Origin of the sequence: Acinetobacter sp. YH12145 (assembly GCF_013418335.1) — a bacterium.
Lineage (GTDB): Bacteria > Pseudomonadota > Gammaproteobacteria > Pseudomonadales > Moraxellaceae > Acinetobacter > Acinetobacter amyesii.
The window spans coordinates 45,091-60,630 of the sequence record NZ_VPCE01000004.1; the positions used below are offsets into that span (position 1 = coordinate 45,091).

16 protein-coding genes are annotated in these 15,540 nt (G+C 39.4%); 9 read left to right on the top strand and 7 right to left on the bottom strand.

Features of this window, described 5'->3' with window-relative positions; all coding sequences use genetic code 11:
• The first annotated feature begins 149 nt into the window (after positions 1-149).
• The 4 genes from FTU80_RS04585 (at position 150) to FTU80_RS04600 (ending at position 4,717) form a co-directional block, all read left to right on the top strand.
• On the top strand, positions 150-1,610 hold the full coding sequence (locus FTU80_RS04585; RefSeq protein ID WP_111885830.1) for an ATP-binding protein: 1,461 nt from the start codon (positions 150-152) through the stop codon (positions 1,608-1,610).
• A 206-nt stretch (positions 1,611-1,816) separates the two neighbouring features.
• Positions 1,817-3,334 carry an acetyl-CoA hydrolase/transferase family protein gene (locus FTU80_RS04590; RefSeq protein WP_078192882.1) on the top strand — a complete coding sequence of 506 codons (1,518 nt, stop codon included), beginning with the start codon at positions 1,817-1,819 and terminating at the stop codon, positions 3,332-3,334.
• A gap of 126 nt (positions 3,335-3,460) precedes the next feature.
• Positions 3,461-3,880, top strand: a complete 420-nt coding sequence (locus FTU80_RS04595) for a GNAT family acetyltransferase (protein WP_180084369.1) — start codon at positions 3,461-3,463, stop codon at positions 3,878-3,880.
• A gap of 150 nt (positions 3,881-4,030) precedes the next feature.
• Complete coding sequence (locus FTU80_RS04600) at positions 4,031-4,717, top strand: DsbA family protein (RefSeq protein ID WP_111885832.1); 687 nt, start codon at positions 4,031-4,033, stop codon at positions 4,715-4,717.
• 76 nt (positions 4,718-4,793) lie between these two features.
• Here the strand turns inward: FTU80_RS04600 and FTU80_RS04605 are convergent, their stop codons facing one another.
• The gene (locus FTU80_RS04605) at positions 4,794-4,994 is read right to left on the bottom strand and encodes a dodecin family protein (protein ID WP_180084370.1); all 201 of its coding nucleotides are present in this window, start codon (positions 4,992-4,994) and stop codon (positions 4,794-4,796) included.
• A 237-nt stretch (positions 4,995-5,231) separates the two neighbouring features.
• Here FTU80_RS04605 and FTU80_RS04610 point away from each other — a divergent pair, with 237 nt between their 5' ends.
• The 5 genes from FTU80_RS04610 (at position 5,232) to FTU80_RS04630 (ending at position 9,152) form a co-directional block, all read left to right on the top strand.
• Entirely contained in the window at positions 5,232-5,480 is a 249-nt protein-coding gene (locus FTU80_RS04610) for a glycine zipper domain-containing protein (protein ID WP_218946142.1), read from the top strand.
• A gap of 234 nt (positions 5,481-5,714) precedes the next feature.
• Complete coding sequence (locus tag FTU80_RS04615; protein ID WP_111885834.1) at positions 5,715-5,903, top strand: hypothetical protein; 189 nt, start codon at positions 5,715-5,717, stop codon at positions 5,901-5,903.
• A gap of 350 nt (positions 5,904-6,253) precedes the next feature.
• Positions 6,254-6,433, top strand: coding sequence for a hypothetical protein (locus tag FTU80_RS04620; RefSeq protein WP_078189814.1), 180 nt, complete (start codon positions 6,254-6,256; stop codon positions 6,431-6,433).
• Positions 6,434-6,444: 11 nt separating this feature from the next.
• Entirely contained in the window at positions 6,445-7,893 is a 1,449-nt protein-coding gene (locus FTU80_RS04625) for a hypothetical protein (protein ID WP_180024742.1), read from the top strand.
• A gap of 98 nt (positions 7,894-7,991) precedes the next feature.
• The gene (locus FTU80_RS04630; RefSeq protein ID WP_180084371.1) at positions 7,992-9,152 is read left to right on the top strand and encodes a hypothetical protein; all 1,161 of its coding nucleotides are present in this window, start codon (positions 7,992-7,994) and stop codon (positions 9,150-9,152) included.
• A gap of 68 nt (positions 9,153-9,220) precedes the next feature.
• Here the strand turns inward: FTU80_RS04630 and FTU80_RS04635 are convergent, their stop codons facing one another.
• From FTU80_RS04635 to FTU80_RS04660, 6 genes are all read right to left on the bottom strand, one after another.
• Positions 9,221-9,496, bottom strand: coding sequence for a hypothetical protein (locus FTU80_RS04635; RefSeq protein WP_180084372.1), 276 nt, complete (start codon positions 9,494-9,496; stop codon positions 9,221-9,223).
• A gap of 154 nt (positions 9,497-9,650) precedes the next feature.
• Positions 9,651-11,570: a molecular chaperone HtpG gene (gene htpG / locus FTU80_RS04640; RefSeq protein WP_180010233.1), complete on the bottom strand. Its 1,920-nt coding sequence runs from the start codon at positions 11,568-11,570 to the stop codon at positions 9,651-9,653.
• A 117-nt stretch (positions 11,571-11,687) separates the two neighbouring features.
• Positions 11,688-12,035 carry a lysozyme inhibitor LprI family protein gene (locus FTU80_RS04645; RefSeq protein WP_078189819.1) on the bottom strand — a complete coding sequence of 116 codons (348 nt, stop codon included), beginning with the start codon at positions 12,033-12,035 and terminating at the stop codon, positions 11,688-11,690.
• Between the two features lie 157 nt (positions 12,036-12,192).
• A complete protein-coding gene (locus FTU80_RS04650) occupies positions 12,193-12,801 on the bottom strand; it encodes an OmpW family protein (RefSeq protein WP_180035020.1) in 609 nt (202 codons plus the stop codon).
• 306 nt (positions 12,802-13,107) lie between these two features.
• Positions 13,108-14,475, bottom strand: a complete 1,368-nt coding sequence (locus tag FTU80_RS04655; RefSeq protein ID WP_180007047.1) for a Na+/H+ antiporter family protein — start codon at positions 14,473-14,475, stop codon at positions 13,108-13,110.
• A gap of 96 nt (positions 14,476-14,571) precedes the next feature.
• On the bottom strand, positions 14,572-15,447 hold the full coding sequence (locus FTU80_RS04660) for an alpha/beta fold hydrolase (protein WP_180084373.1): 876 nt from the start codon (positions 15,445-15,447) through the stop codon (positions 14,572-14,574).
• Positions 15,448-15,540: the final 93 nt, after the last annotated feature.

The window sequence follows — 15,540 nt, forward strand, 5'->3', positions numbered from 1 at the left end:
AATGTGCGCGAGTTCAGCGAATGGCAAAAATTTTGGTTACTTTTTTAAAAAGTAACATAACGAACTCCTCCCGAAGAACGTTCCAGCAGTAAGATTCCATCGCAAAGAATAAAAACTGCCTTTCAAAAAATTTGCTTAAAGGATTCTGCGTGAAACTCGAACCCATCGACCCACAGGAATTTACCGACTACGTTACCTACTCCGAAAAAAAACGGACACCTTGGGAACGCTTTCTCGATAAAATCAAACCCCGCTCTGCAGCCATGCGGACCACCGTATTGGTCTTATTTGTGGTGTTTTTTAGCCTGTTTATGTCCTTATGGTTCTTTTGGCGGACACTCTATTTACCCGAAATTCAACAACATGCTCGTTACCTCGCGGTCGAACTTGAAATCATTAACAATCCTGATTTACGGATTTTTCATAACAATGCCGAAGTGGATGTCGACGACTGGATGCGCAACCGTGTCGGGATCGAATATGTGACCGATCCGAAAGAATTCCCCAACGTCAAAGACAAAGTCATTGCAGAGTTCTTTACCAATCAAATTGAAAAGAAACTGGCCAAAGAAATGCGCATTGATAATGCGACCGTGTATTTCCAATTTAAACCTGACCCACGCATCTGGATTCAAACTCCAGAAATGAATGGCAACTGGGTTCGCGAGCCTTTAAAAACCTATGCCAACTATAGCGCAGAGCTGATTTTAGGCTGGTTATTGGGTATTCCGCTGATTGCTGGCATCATTATCTTAACCTTGGTTCGTCAGCTCAACCGTCCACTAAAACGTTTACAAGATGCGGCAAACAACTACAGTAAACACGGCACTGCACCTTATTTAGAAACCAACCATGGGCCACAAGAAATCCGTGAAGTAAACCAAGCCTTTAACCACATGGTCTACACGCTGGAACAAACTGAACGTGATCGTCGCATCATGTTGGCCGGTATTTCCCACGATTTGCGTACTCCGCTGACCCGTATTCGACTCAGCGCAGAAATGATGCCTGATGATGACTTCCTAAAAGAAGGTCTGATTTACGATGTTGAAGATATGGATGCGATTCTGAATCAGTTCATTTCGTATATGCGAGATGGTTCAGATGAAGTTCCGCAAGATACCGATTTAAATGCGCTATTGCAGGAATTAGTGATTCAATTTAAACCTTTAGATATTCGCTTTGAACCTCAAGACTTACCGATTATTCAAGCACGTAGCCTGTCCTTAAAACGACTAATAGGCAACTTAATCAATAACTCAAAACGCTATGGTGCCGAGCCGATTGAACTGTCTACCGAATATGAAGGTGACCATATTCAAATTCGCGTTGCCGATAATGGCGAAGGGATTCCTGAAGACCAAATTGAAGACCTGATGCAACCTTTTGTACGTGGTAATGATGCACGTACCATCCAAGGTAGTGGACTCGGTTTAGCCATTGTAAAACGTATTGTGGATATTCACGAAGGTCAACTTTCAATTCACAATCGAGCAGAAGGTGGACTCGAAGCGATCATTTCTTTACCACTGCAAAAACTCGAAAATGATGAAATATTAAACAACAGCCCATTGGAAAAAATTAAGCAAAGTTTAACTGAACGCTTTTAACAAGCGTTCAAAAAAGCAACGAACAGTTTTGTTTAATCCTTAACCATTGTTATTTTTAAGTTTATTATTCAGTAGCTTAAAAATCATAATAAAATCTTATACCCACATTTTTTCAAAAAATTAGACCTTAGCCTAACAGGGATGCAAAATGGCTTTTTTGATCGGTACAATCCGTATCAGTTTTGAGAATTTCACGAGAGTATATGATGTCTTTAGATCGCATCCGTTTAGCTGCCCTTCACGACAAAGTTATCAGCGCAGAAAAAGCTGCTGAATTCATTCAGGATGGTATGACGGTAGGTATGAGTGGTTTCACACGCGCAGGTGAAGCGAAAGCTGTACCTTTAGCGTTGGTTCAACAGGCTCATGCTAATCCTCTTAAAATCACCCTAATTACTGGCGCGAGCTTGGGTAACGATTTGGACAAAAAATTGACTGAAGCAGGTGTTCTTGCTCGTCGTTTACCGTTCCAAGTAGACAATACATTACGTAAAGCGATCAACAAAGGCGAAGTAATGTTCATCGATCAGCATTTGTCTGAAACAGTTGAACAAATGCGTAACCTTCAGCTTAAAAAGCCTGATGTAGCAATTATTGAAGCTGTTGCGATCACTGAAGATGGTGGCATCATCCCTACAACTTCTGTAGGTAACTCTGCAAGCTTCGCAATTTTTGCTGAAAAAGTGATTGTTGAAATCAACACCAACTTAAGCCCAGCATTTGAAGGCTTACACGATATTTATATCCCAACATATCGTCCAACACGTCAAGCTATTCCATTGACTCATGTTGACGAACGTATTGGTACACATGCAATCAACATCGATCCTTCAAAAATCGTAGGTATCGTATTTAACAACGAATTGCATGACTCTCCATCTACAGTTACTGCCCCTGATGATGAAACTCAAGGTATTGCAAACCACCTTATCGCTTTCTTTGAAAAAGAAGTCGCTGAAGGTCGTTTACCGAAAAACCTAGGTCCATTACAAGCAGGTATTGGTTCAATTGCAAACGCAGTATTGACTGGTCTTAAAGATTCAAACTTTGAAGACTTGATCATGTACTCTGAAGTACTTCAAGACTGTACATTTGAATTGATCGACGCAGGCAAAATGAAATTTGCTTCAGGTTCTTCTATTACGCTTTCTGCGAAATATGGCGAAAAAGTATTTAATAACCTTGAACAATACAAAGATAAACTTGTATTACGTCCACAAGAAATTTCTAACCACCCAGAACTTGTACGTCGTTTAGGTATCATCGGTATCAACACAGCACTTGAGTTTGACATTTACGGTAATGTGAACTCAACTCACGTTTGCGGTACAAAAATGATGAACGGTATTGGTGGTTCAGGTGACTTCGCACGTAATGCGCACTTGGCGATCTTCGTGACCAAATCAATTGCAAAAGGCGGCGACATTTCTTCTGTTGTTCCATTTGCTTCTCACGTTGACCATGCAGAACACGACGTTGACATCTTGGTTACTGAACAAGGTCTTGCTGACTTACGTGGTCTTGCTCCACGTGAACGTGCTCGTGCTGTAATCGACAACTGTGCACACCCAAGCTACCGTGCAGCATTAAATGATTACTTCGACCGTGCTTGTGCGAAAGGTGGTCAAACACCTCACCTTCTACGTGAAGCATTGTCTTGGCACATCAACTTCGAAGAGAACGGCCATATGTTAGCTGCTCAACCTGAAGTGAAAACGGCTTAATTGACAGTGAAATAAAAAACGCTCTTCGGAGCGTTTTTTTATGGCTTTTATTTTTCAATATGACTTATCAAGTCTGCAAAACTCGACTAATCTAAATTGGTCAAAATACATGCTAAAACAAAAATTATGTTTATTATCCGCCCCTATCTCGAAACTGATTTAGACGATGTGATTGCACTTTGGGAACTGTGTGATCTGACCCGCCCATGGAATAACCCTGAAATTGATATATTTCGAAAACTAGCGCAACGCGACCAACTATTTTTATTGGCGGTCAAAGATGATCAACTGATTGCAACTGTGATGGGTGGCTATGATGGACACCGAGGCTGGGTCAATTATCTTGCCGTACATCCACATTTTCAGCGAAATGGCGTCGCTACCGCTCTCATTCAGCAATTAGAAAAACGCTTAATTGCTCTAGGCTGCCCAAAACTTCAATTACTGATTCGCCAAGACAACATTGACGTACAAAACTTTTATGAACAATTGGGCTATGAAGAGGTTGAAGTAATTTGTTTGGGTAAACGTTTAATCACGGATTAATCGTTCGACAAATCTTCATTCAATCCTTGTAACAAAATCAAAAAAAAAAACGACATTGCGCCATCGAAACAAAAATGGATTGCATTGCTTGGCTTTAAATTTTAGGATTTGCCCCCATCATTTTCCCAGAACATAGAAAAGAGATTTCCCATGCGTGTAGATATCTGGTCAGACGTGGTTTGCCCATTTTGTTATATTGCGAAAAAACGCCTTGAAGCTGCTGCCGAAGAATCGGGTGTAGAGCTTGAAGTGTTTTGGCATAGCTATCAACTTGATGCAGATGCGCCCGCTCGCCTAGAAATTTCCAATACTGAACGTCTGGCTCAAAAATATGGCCGCAGTATTGAAGAAGTAGAGGAAATGCAGCGCAATATTGCCGAAATGGCAAAAGCTGAAGGTATTGAATTTAACTGGCAAAAAGCCAATTCAGGCAATACTTTCAACGCGCACCGCTTGATTCATCTTGCACAAAGCAAAGGTCTCGGCAGTGAAGCCAAAGAAGCTTTCTTCTATAGCTATATGACGCAAGGCTTGGCCATTGGTGAACGTGAAACCTTAGAAGACGTTGCATCTCGTATTGGTCTAAACCCTGTTGAAGTCGATGACTTATTAGACTCAGATGAATTTGCTGATTTCGTCAAATACGATGAAGAAGTAGCACGCGATCAACTTAAAGTTACGGGTGTACCGTTCTTTGTATTTGAGCAACGCATTGCTTTAGCAGGCGCTCAACCGAAAGATGTATTTAAAAAAGTGATGGACAAAGCTGCGGAACTCCCTGAGCTTGCTCCTACACCTGTCTGTAATGATGAAAGCTGTGAAACACCTGAAAAATAATTCAGCGCGTTCAATCAAAAATCCCCGAACTTCGGGGATTTTTTATGATCAGTTTTTAACTTCAATAAAATTAAACTTATTCAACCAAGAAGCTGATTTTTAAGTTCACTCGATATTCCGTAATTTTATTGTCTTTCACCACAACTTTTTGTTCATTAATCCATGCACCCTGAACGTTCTTTACGGTTTCAGTGACTTTATTAATTCCCGTTTGGATCGCATCTTCAAAACTTTTTGTGCTACTTGCATTTACTTCAACGACTTTAGCAACAGACATTGTATTTATCCTCATTGTTATGATTTTGAATCTTCATCATATGATTAAGTCACTTATTTTGGTTATTTTTTAAACATCAAAACAGCAAAATATTACATGTCTTACACAGGAGTGAATTCCACTTCGAGGGATTACAAACTGACCATCATTTATTACATGCTTTCTGTTTAAGCCAAGGCCACTACCGATTAGGCTAAAAGCTTCATTCTTCAAACGATCATGCTCGGGAGTAATGTCATGACTATTGAACCTCAAGCAACTTCTGCTGAAACCGAACTATCTACCAATACAACCCCTCAAACAACCACCAACGAGTCCCAAACAGGGAAGAATAGCTTTCTCTCACGTTTTTCTCCGACCGTCAAAGGTGCTGCGATCGGAGCTGTTGCAGGCAGTATATTGCCTGTTTTTGGTACGATTAGTGGTGCCATTATTGGTGGTATCGCAGGCAAAGTCTATGAAAAGAAATGTGCTAAACATTCATAGATTTTTCATCTATATCTGAGTGATACGCCGCTGTCACTCAGCCACTAAAAACTCTAGAGCAATAACTCTAATAGACTGTTTTATATAAATAAAAATTCATACCGTTTATCTTGCGTTGCCGAATCGATCATTTTTAATTGATTATTTTTTGATATTATTTTCACATAAATTCAAGTGATTAATTTTCTCCCTGACTCAATTTTTGAGTTACTAATGATTGATAGGAATACACAAATGAACGCAATCAAATATGCTATGGCTGTTGCTGTGATGGCGCTTTCTGCAACTGTTTCTGCACAAATCGTTTACGTACCAGATTTTCCAGTAAAAAAAGCTGTAACTGCTGAAACTGCCAATGCAGAGAGCCAAGCTCCAGCTGCTGATACAACTGAAGTTATAACAAACACAGAAAAAAAAGCTTAATTTTTAGCTGATTTTTCCATAAAAAACCGATGGCTCCCACCATCGGTTTTTTATTTTTTGTGCCTTTTATTTGGGCTTTATTCTTTACTTAACATTAAAAATGAACATCTAAAAGCGCTCGATCGCTGATGATGACTTCAAAAAAATTGATCAAACCATACCGCTATATCTTTTGCAAAACCTATCTTTAAGCTGATGATTTGGTATTATTTTTAAACAAAATGCGCATTAATTGTCATATTTAACGCTTAATTTGTAGAAGCTGACATTTATTTCCATGTTTTTTTTAATGAAATCTCTATAATCAAATGAACTAATCGACTTCTTTATTTTTAAATTTACATTGTCCTATGCAAGAACTTCAGGCACTGATACAAGGAAAAATTTCACCGCAGGTTATCGATATTGAACGCCTGATTGAATTGGCCAATACATATCGAAACCCGAATTCGGCTGAATATAAATTAGTAGAACTTGCAACCAATATTGTATTGGCTAAATATTTAGAAAAAGCACAAAAAGTCCTTTAGGAAGCGGACAAATGAATTTACAAGAGAAAGTACAATTAATAAAAGAAATCCATGTACTCACCCATCAACTTGAACATCGTGCTTTAAGTTTTTATGAAACGGCGCTTTCTAAACGTCGGATTCATGAAATTTTTGCCTTATGCGATGAACCAATTTTTCAAAAGCAAATATTAAGTTATCGCGCATTAACTGAACCACAGATGGCTGCCACTGAATTTGCCAAACAAACGCCATATTCATGGTTATTTCGTGGCTATTTTAACCATGACGCTGCACTCGAAAGTGCTTTATATCAATATCCAGAGATGGGTTGGGCCTTGCTGCATGACCATGAGTTAGGTTGGCAAGTTTGGATGATTCCAGCCAAACAGCGCACGGCGTTACTCAGTGAATGGGGCAATTTCAGTGAATGCTATGATTGGTTAATTGAGCAACAACAGCTATATAAATGTTTAATCAGTGATATCGATCTACGTCTACATGCCGTACGCCTAAAGGACGAAGTCAGCACAGCACCAAGCTGTGTTGCAGCAAGTGTGGATGTCCTACTGCCAATTGAAGCGATAAATAAAGACGGATCTGTCGATCTAGATCATCGCGATAAGCAAATCAATGAAGTGGATCTGTTGCTTGATAACTCAAATACGGATAAGCCGGAGCCTTCTTCACCTGATACCGCTCCTCTTGTTCTAATTGAGCAGCCAACACATGCGCCATCAGAGGAACATCTCAACTCGACAATGGCAAGCGTTGAACTTCCTGAACAGGTTCAAATCGCTCAATACACTGCTCGCATTCAAAAGCTGCAAAACATCGATGCACAATTGGCCTTGTATGAATTGCAGTTTATAGATCAGCCTGAACTCACAACGCAACTTGATGTTCTATTGCATACGACAGATGGTACAGATTGGAAAAACCAGCCACTGTATTTAGCAGAGCAAATCAATACCGAAGGTCGCTTCATCAAATATCTCTTGTTGTTTGGTGCTCAAACGCAAATGGAAGCCATTCGACTCTCTCAGCTGTTTTGCCAACAACATCAACATGAACTTGCTGCGATTAAAGTCTTATCATGGGACAATCTAGAGCAACTCTGTGCTGCACCTGATCAGCTCTATCAACAGTCTCAGCAGGCTGAAATGATATGGTCGCAAAACGACTATTATCCATTTATTCCGGCACAGTTAATTCATACGCAAAAATTCATTCATTTTGATGAACCTGAACCGACACTACATACCCCGTTGTTATTATTACAAGAACGTCAAAAAATACGGTTAATCCACGGTCAAAAACGCATGGCACTCTTGCGTACCGAACAAGCCCTTCCCTATTTGATCCTCCATCGACAGCAAGGTTTAAATTGGCAAAGCATCCAAAATGTGATCCAACAATTGCCTCAACCTATTGATGTGATTTCGCTTTATCAAGCACTTAAGCAAATGACCGAAGATTAATTGCATTTATTTTGTAGTTTGGCTTGCATTTATCCGATAAAAATAACAAAACTACAGATGCAGGATACTCAGATGATAATTAAATAGAGCCAAAACATATGCATAAAAAACAACAGTACTTTATTCGGACTTTGCTTTTTTCCGCATCAATGAGCTTGATGTATCAAGTTGCTTGGGCCAATGAAACTGATGCTGTCGTCAATGAAACTGAGGGTGAACATTCGCAGGATGTGCCTGCAACCGAGCAAAGTTCACCGTATATCATGCCAAAGACCTATGATTTTTTAGATCAAATTCCACGTTGGATTGATGCAACACCGACCTTCTTACCTGAACAATCAGATCACCCCATTGTTCCGACAACAGAACAAACGGAAAATAATAGCTGGACCGATCGACAACAGAAGAAAGTCCGAAATTGGGCAGATCGAACGGCCGTTCGCATGGATAACTGGTTTGGGCAAAGTGAGCCTGATAAACCAGCCAATGCTACCCTTAGGGTGATTTTAGACAACAGTTGGAATAAGCACGATGAATACGAAATTAAGCCACGTATTCGCGGTAAAATTAAGCTTCCCACTTTAGAAAAAAAATTGAGTGTGGTCTTTGGTGATGACTCACTTGATAATGAATTAGAAAATAATGCTGCAATTACCAATGAAAACCCTGCGGGGCGTAGTGATAAAAATTATGACAATAAGCAAACCCGTGAAGATAACAGTTCGCTCGCGTTACGTTGGTCAGAAATTTCAGATCGACTGCCTTTCGAAACTGACGTTGATCTAGGTTTACGTTCTGGTGATGACCTATATGTCCGCTTAAAAGCAGCTAAAAAATGGCAACTCGACAATGATTACAGTTTTTTAGCCGAACAAATTTATCGTTATGGTATCGATAGTGAAAATTATCTAAGAACCAATTTAGAATTAACCCATGCCCGTCCAGGCCAACCCTTTATCTCAAACCAATTCAACCTGACCTATACAGATGCACAGGATGATGATCTGAAATGGGATAACTTCAGTTACCGCCAACACCAATTTTTTAAAGGTAACCGATTCAACTACGGCCTATATACAGGTGGTTTTTACAATAACGATCAACTGCGTTTAAACAGTTGGGGACCCTATGTATCATGGCGACAGCCCTTTCTGCGCGAATGGTTTTATATCCAAGGTGATCTCAACTACCTCAACAACCATCGTGACGATAAAAGCCACTTTGTGGGCGCTTTAGTGCGCCTTGAAGCCTTGTTCTAGAACCCGCTATTTCACAGCGAATAAAAAGCCCATCTCAACAGGATGGGCTTTTTTTAAATAACTCAGCTTCAATTTTTCTTAATCACACGTACACGATCATTACGTACAATACTTGGCTGTTTTTCAGCGACTTTTTTCACTTTAGGAAAACTATACTGAACACGATCATTTCGCATCACACGGCGACTATCTACAAAAGGATTAATATCGTATTGTGCGATCTGCTTTGAAACCTGCACACGGTCATTACGCACCATTTTTTGCTTAGAGCTGTCTGCCTGAGCAGATTGCATGAGGCCCATAGACAGCAGCGAGCCCATTGCAACGATCACTAAAATTTTCATCTTAAGATTCCCAACACTTAATGATCGTTATTATATATTAATTATTTATTTTTAATTTATTTTAAAGATTAAAACATGGACGTTTTTATTCATGTGCTCTATCGAAAAACCAAATAAAAAAACCTCCCGAAGGAGGTTCATTTCATATCTACCGTTACTTCAGCAATAAGCTGTTAATCCGTTTAATATATTGGGCAGGATCTTCGGGTAAACCGCCTTCAGCAATCAACGCCTGATCAAAAATAACATTTGCTAAGTCATCAAACTGCACCGAACTTTCTAATTTTTGTACCAACGGATGGGATGGATTGATTTCCAAGACTGGTTTTGACTCGGGAACCGCTTGTCCTGCTTGTTTTAGCATACGGACCAGTTGCGGTGATAACTCACCCTCAGCCACCACCAAACACGCAGGAGAGTCCACTAAACGTGTTGTTACACGCACTTCAGAGGTCTTATCTTTTAACGCATCCGACAGTTTTTCAACAACAGGTTTAAACTGCTCAGCAGCTTCCTCAAGTGCTTTCTTCTCTTCAGCATCTTGTAGATCACCCAAATCAACTGCACCTTTCGATACATTCTGTAATGGTGTTCCATCAAACTCAAAAACAAATTCCATCGCCCACTCATCCACTCGTTCAGTCATGAGCAGCACTTCGATACCTTTTTTCTTGAACAATTCAAGTTGTGGTGAGTTTTTCGCAGCATTTAAACTATCAGCAGTCACATAGTAAATTGCCTTTTGGCCTTCTTTCATATTGGCTTTATAGTCTGCAAATGATGTTTTCACTTCATCATTATTTGACGAAGCAAAGCGTAATAATTTTAGAATACGCTCACGATTCGCTATGTCTTCGCCTAAGCCTTCTTTTAAGACTGAACCAAACTCAGCGTAGAATTTTGCAAACTTCTCTTGATCAGCAACATCTTCAGATTTCGCCAAACCATCTAGCACCGTTAAAATACGGCGGGCGTTACCTTCACGAATCGTTTTAACGTCGCGACTTTCTTGTAATAATTCACGGCTTACATTAAGTGGTAAGTCTGCGCTATCCACCACACCTTGAACAAAACGTAAATAATTTGGAATCAAATTATCCGCATCATCCATGATAAATACACGTTTCACATACAGCTTAATTCCTGCTTTAGCTTCACGTGTGAAAATATTGCTTGGTGCGCGAGATGGAATATAAAGTAACTGTGTATATTCCGTACTTCCCTCTACACGGTTATGTGTCCACGCAAGCGGGGCTTCAAAATCATGGCTCAGGTTTTTATAAAACTCAGTATATTGTTCTTCACTGATCTCATTTTTATTACGCGTCCATAATGCACTTGCTGAGTTAATCGCTTCCCACTCATCCGTCAGTACATATTGACCAGGTTTTGCTTCTTCGCCTTCGGCAGCTTCCTCTTGTTGCCAAACTTCTTTCTGCATCTCAATTGGTAAACTAATATGATCAGAGTATTTATTAATAATCTGCTTAACTTTGTAACGATCTAAATAATCTAAAGCATCCTCGCGTAAATGCAAAATGATGTCGGTTCCACGTGAAGCCTTATCAATTGGCTCTACATCAAACTCACCTGTACCATTACTAACCCAACGTACCCCTTCAGCGGCATTTACCCCAGCACGACGTGATTCTACTGTAATTTTTTCAGCAACAATAAAACCTGAATAGAAGCCCACACCAAATTGACCAATCAATTGTGCATCTGACTTTTGATCACCCGTAAGCTTCGACATAAAATCTTTAGTGCCAGACTTAGCAATCGTACCCAAATGATCAATCGCTTCTTGTTGTGTCATACCAATACCATTATCCGAAATGGTAATTGTCTTCTGCTCTTTATTTAAATGAATACGCACATGTAAATCTGGATCATTTTCATAATATTCAGGATGGTTAATCCCTTCAAAACGCAATTTATCACAGGCATCAGATGCGTTTGATACTAACTCACGAAGGAAAATTTCAGGATTTGAATATAAAGAATGTGTTACTAAATGCAGTAACTGAGCCACTTCCGCTTGGAAGCTGTGTTTTTGAGATTGTTGTTCGCTCATCAGTCTCTCCGTTCATACTGAGTAAAATTATCAATTGCCTATATGAATGGAGGGACTTCACTATTTTTCAATAGTGTGAATGGAAAATTTTTATTCTATCGCACTAAATTTTAAGGTTTAAAAAGGTCCTTGTTTATAAACGCGGTCCATGTAGAGATCCAGTTTTTGCTGCCGCATTTTATATACATCACTTAAACAACTGACATTGTCACGGCACTGATCGCGTAGTTGTAGCCATTTTATTTGTTGATCTTGAATTGCACCACGTGTCCCCATGGGAACCAAATGACGAATAATCGTATAGGTTGTTGCCATTTTGACATCGGCATCATTAATACTACGGTTATCACAAACCGCATGTTCGGTAATGGTTTTCGCCTTTTTACAATCAAAACTTGCGGCATAACTTGTCGAAATAAAATAAGCACTGCCCAAGACCAGCATACCCTGAATAATTTTTTTCATCGTCTTTTCTCTTCTTCCAACTTGCTGATTTATTTCGACTCTAACAGTTCCACCTAAATTTTCTATTGCCTATTTGTTCAATTCGATCAACTGATGGATGGAATATGCTGCATAAAAAAACCCTGCCATTCGACAGGGTTTTAAAATTAGCTACAGCTTAGAATTTGTAGCTATAACCAATTGTATACACCATTGGATCGATATCTAAATCAAAAGTTGTAACATCTTTAATTTCAACTTCTGGGCTGATCTGTGCATAACGCGCATCAAAGAAAACACCCCAGTTTTTTGCATCAGCTGGCTGGTAGTTAAAACCGACTTGACCTGCAAAACCAAAGTCTTCTTTTACTTTTACTTTAGCACCAGCTAAATCACCACTTGCTTTTTCATCCCACGCAACAAATGCTGTACCACCTACACCAATATACGGTGTGAAACGTGTTGAATTTTTGAAGTTATATTTTGCAGTAATTGTAGGTGGCAAATGTTTAACCTTCACACCAGCATCTACAGCACCTGTAACATTTACATCATGACTTATTGGCGTTGCCAAAAGTAATTCAGCTGAAATGTTGTCATTAAAGAAATATTCAATTGATGGTGTAAATGCATATTCATGATCTGCTTCAACATTTACTGCGCCGTTTAAAATACTTGTGTCAGAAGTAGGGGCTACCACAGAACCACCAACTTTCACTTGCCATTGACCAGCCATCGCTGATGCAGACATACCCAATAATGCAATAAGAGCAGCTTGTTTTAACATTTTTAAACAACCTTCTAGAATGAATAATTAATATTAAACATTAGTATTAAAATTATGCAATAACATTATTTAATAATTCATTACATTATTATATAAGTTATTATTAATTAAATATATTTATTTTAATCATAGTGCAATGCTTGGTTTTATATTTTCACCGTTATAATTAATTTATTATTCATAATATACCAACCTTTTTAATCAGAATTAATAAAATGAATTATTTTAATCCAACCAAAATCCTCAGAATTAAATAACAAAAAAGGCGATTATATAATCGCCTTTTTATTTATCTTTGAAAATCTTTTAGAGTACCATTGCGGCAATCCAACCAAAGATCATTAATGGAATATTGTAGTGAATGAAGGTCGGTACCACACTATCTTTCATGTGGTCATGCTGACCATCCATATTAAGACCTGATGTTGGCCCTAAAGTTGAGTCTGATGCTGGAGAACCTGCATCTCCCAAAGCTGCTGCTGTACCAATAATGGCAATCGTTGCCGCTGGGCTAAAACCAAATTGAATACAAAGTGGTACATAAATAATGGCCAAAATTGGGATTGTTGAGAATGAAGAACCAATACCTAAGGTAATTAATAGCCCTATCAATAGCATCCAAAATGCAGCTAAACCTCGGCTGTTTCCAATCCATTCAACCGAAGCTTGTACCAGTATTGGTACTTGATTCGTAGCCTCAATCACAGATGCAAAGCCCTGCGCAGAAATCATAATGAAACCCACCAGTGCCATCATGCGCATACCACTGATAATGACATCATCGGCTTCTTTCCACTTAAAGATACCTGCACAGCTTAAGATCGCAACACCAACGAGACCGGCCAAAATCATCGACTCAGATATGACTTGAACAGAAAGCGTAGCAACCACTGCAACCGCAGCCATAATCAAAGTAAATTTAGCGACTTGTGGTTTACCATTTTCATCTGCTTTTACATCAGATGAGATGGTGTGCTGTGATTCCTTAACCTGAACGTCAGCATACTCTCGTGGTTTACGGTAGCTATAAAAAACAGCAATTAATAAGCCAACAAACATCCCAAATACTGGAATTGCCATAGCAGTTGGAATTTGATCATAGCTGATGTTGAAACCGTATGGCTTACCAAAGGTATTGATGTTTTGACCTAAAATATCATTAAGGAAAATAGCACCAAAACCAAAAGGTACCAGCATATAAGTCGCCACAAGACCAAAAGTCAGAACACAAGCAATCAAACGACGGTCAAGTTTTAAATGATTAAATACGCTGAGTAATGGTGGAATTAATACTGGAATAAACGCAATGTGCACTGGAATCACGTTTTGTGAACATACGGCGGCTAAAGCGATAGTAGCGAAAATTACGTATTTCACGCGATTCTGGGCTTTCACATTACTGTTACCTTTGAGTTTGGTAATGAGTTGATAAGCCAGTAAATCTGGCAAACCTGAACGCGCAAGTGCCAAAGCAAATGCCCCCAACACGCCATAAGCAAGTGCGATTTGAGCACCGTTGCCTAAGCCACTATTAAACGCTTCGATGGTACCATGAATACCAAGGCCAGCTAACAAGCCACCTGTTACTGCACCAATGATCAGCGCAAATACAACAGGCACGCGTGCCAGCGACAGTCCAAACATGACTGTAATTGCGGCAAGAATAGCAAACATAAGAAAAAAGGGAGTCTGACAAAAAACCGTATTTTATCAGAATTTGCTCGCTATTTAGCCCCCTATCGATGAAACTGCCACTGTTGAACGATTTACTTAAAGCTGCTGTGATTGCGCAAATTGAGCGATGTAACCTGCAATTTTTTCGGGTTGGCTCAGCACGGCCCAATGATTGGCATTGACTTCAACTACAGATAAATCTTCAACCCAATTAGGTAATTCTTTAATGTAATCTGGACTGACAAAATTATCATGTTTCAACACAATCGCTTGTACAGGACAGACGGCATGACGTTGTCTAGGCTGAGTTAAGCGGGGAATAAAATTAGCACGGTAAAGCGCAATACCGTGTTTACCATCATGCTGAATATTATGATTCAAAGGCAATTCTTGAGTACGTTCTAAATCATTCACAATTTTTCCCCAACGTTCAGCATTCAAAAAATGCCACGCGGTCGGTGCCAAAAATGGTAATTGGAATACCCCGATGTACCATGACTTACTTAATAATTTGAGTAATTTTTTCTGCTGATGCTTAAAGCTATTTCTGAGCAAAAATGCCGCATGATCCAAACATGGCCCAGAAATAGTTGAATAAGACAAAATACGTGAGCGAAATTTTGGCTCAGTCACCGATTCCCAAGATTGGATAGAGCCCCAATCATGCGCGGCCAAATGAAAACTACGTTCGCCTAATACCGCTTGCGTTACACTATCCAAATCAAGTGATAATTGCTCCAAACGATAATCTCGTACTTTACGGGGCACAGATGACTGCCCTGCACCTCGCACGTCATAGCTCACAATATAAAATTTAGAACCAAGATGTTCAATAACCGGTTCCCATACTTCCTGATTATCAGGATAACCATGAACCAAAACCAATGCTGGCTTTGTTTCATCACCCCATGTCTTCACATAGAGCCGTTGTTGATCTGTGGTATTCACCCATTGCGTATTTAGTGGTTGCATTCTTCTTGTCCTTTTATCGATACCATCGAATTGACGTTTTATTTGTGAACATGGGCAATGTGATCAATGCCACAGTTTTGAAACTCATTTAGT

What these genes read in the sequence shown, in the direction of transcription:
- FTU80_RS04590 (WP_078192882.1), top strand. Translation starts at nt 1,817, where the DNA reads ATGTCTTTAGATCGCATCCGTTTAGCTGCCCTTCACGACAAAGTTATC.
- FTU80_RS04595 (WP_180084369.1), top strand. Translation starts at nt 3,461, where the DNA reads ATGTTTATTATCCGCCCCTATCTCGAAACTGATTTAGACGATGTGATT.
- FTU80_RS04600 (WP_111885832.1), top strand. Translation starts at nt 4,031, where the DNA reads ATGCGTGTAGATATCTGGTCAGACGTGGTTTGCCCATTTTGTTATATT.
- FTU80_RS04605 (WP_180084370.1), bottom strand. Translation starts at nt 4,994, where the DNA reads ATGTCTGTTGCTAAAGTCGTTGAAGTAAATGCAAGTAGCACAAAAAGT.
- FTU80_RS04610 (WP_218946142.1), top strand. Translation starts at nt 5,232, where the DNA reads ATGACTATTGAACCTCAAGCAACTTCTGCTGAAACCGAACTATCTACC.
- FTU80_RS04615 (WP_111885834.1), top strand. Translation starts at nt 5,715, where the DNA reads ATGAACGCAATCAAATATGCTATGGCTGTTGCTGTGATGGCGCTTTCT.
- FTU80_RS04620 (WP_078189814.1), top strand. Translation starts at nt 6,254, where the DNA reads ATGCAAGAACTTCAGGCACTGATACAAGGAAAAATTTCACCGCAGGTT.
- FTU80_RS04625 (WP_180024742.1), top strand. Translation starts at nt 6,445, where the DNA reads ATGAATTTACAAGAGAAAGTACAATTAATAAAAGAAATCCATGTACTC.
- FTU80_RS04630 (WP_180084371.1), top strand. Translation starts at nt 7,992, where the DNA reads ATGCATAAAAAACAACAGTACTTTATTCGGACTTTGCTTTTTTCCGCA.
- FTU80_RS04635 (WP_180084372.1), bottom strand. Translation starts at nt 9,496, where the DNA reads ATGAAAATTTTAGTGATCGTTGCAATGGGCTCGCTGCTGTCTATGGGC.
- htpG (WP_180010233.1), bottom strand. Translation starts at nt 11,570, where the DNA reads ATGAGCGAACAACAATCTCAAAAACACAGCTTCCAAGCGGAAGTGGCT.
- FTU80_RS04645 (WP_078189819.1), bottom strand. Translation starts at nt 12,035, where the DNA reads ATGAAAAAAATTATTCAGGGTATGCTGGTCTTGGGCAGTGCTTATTTT.
- FTU80_RS04650 (WP_180035020.1), bottom strand. Translation starts at nt 12,801, where the DNA reads ATGTTAAAACAAGCTGCTCTTATTGCATTATTGGGTATGTCTGCATCA.
- FTU80_RS04655 (WP_180007047.1), bottom strand. Translation starts at nt 14,475, where the DNA reads ATGTTTGCTATTCTTGCCGCAATTACAGTCATGTTTGGACTGTCGCTG.
- FTU80_RS04660 (WP_180084373.1), bottom strand. Translation starts at nt 15,447, where the DNA reads ATGCAACCACTAAATACGCAATGGGTGAATACCACAGATCAACAACGG.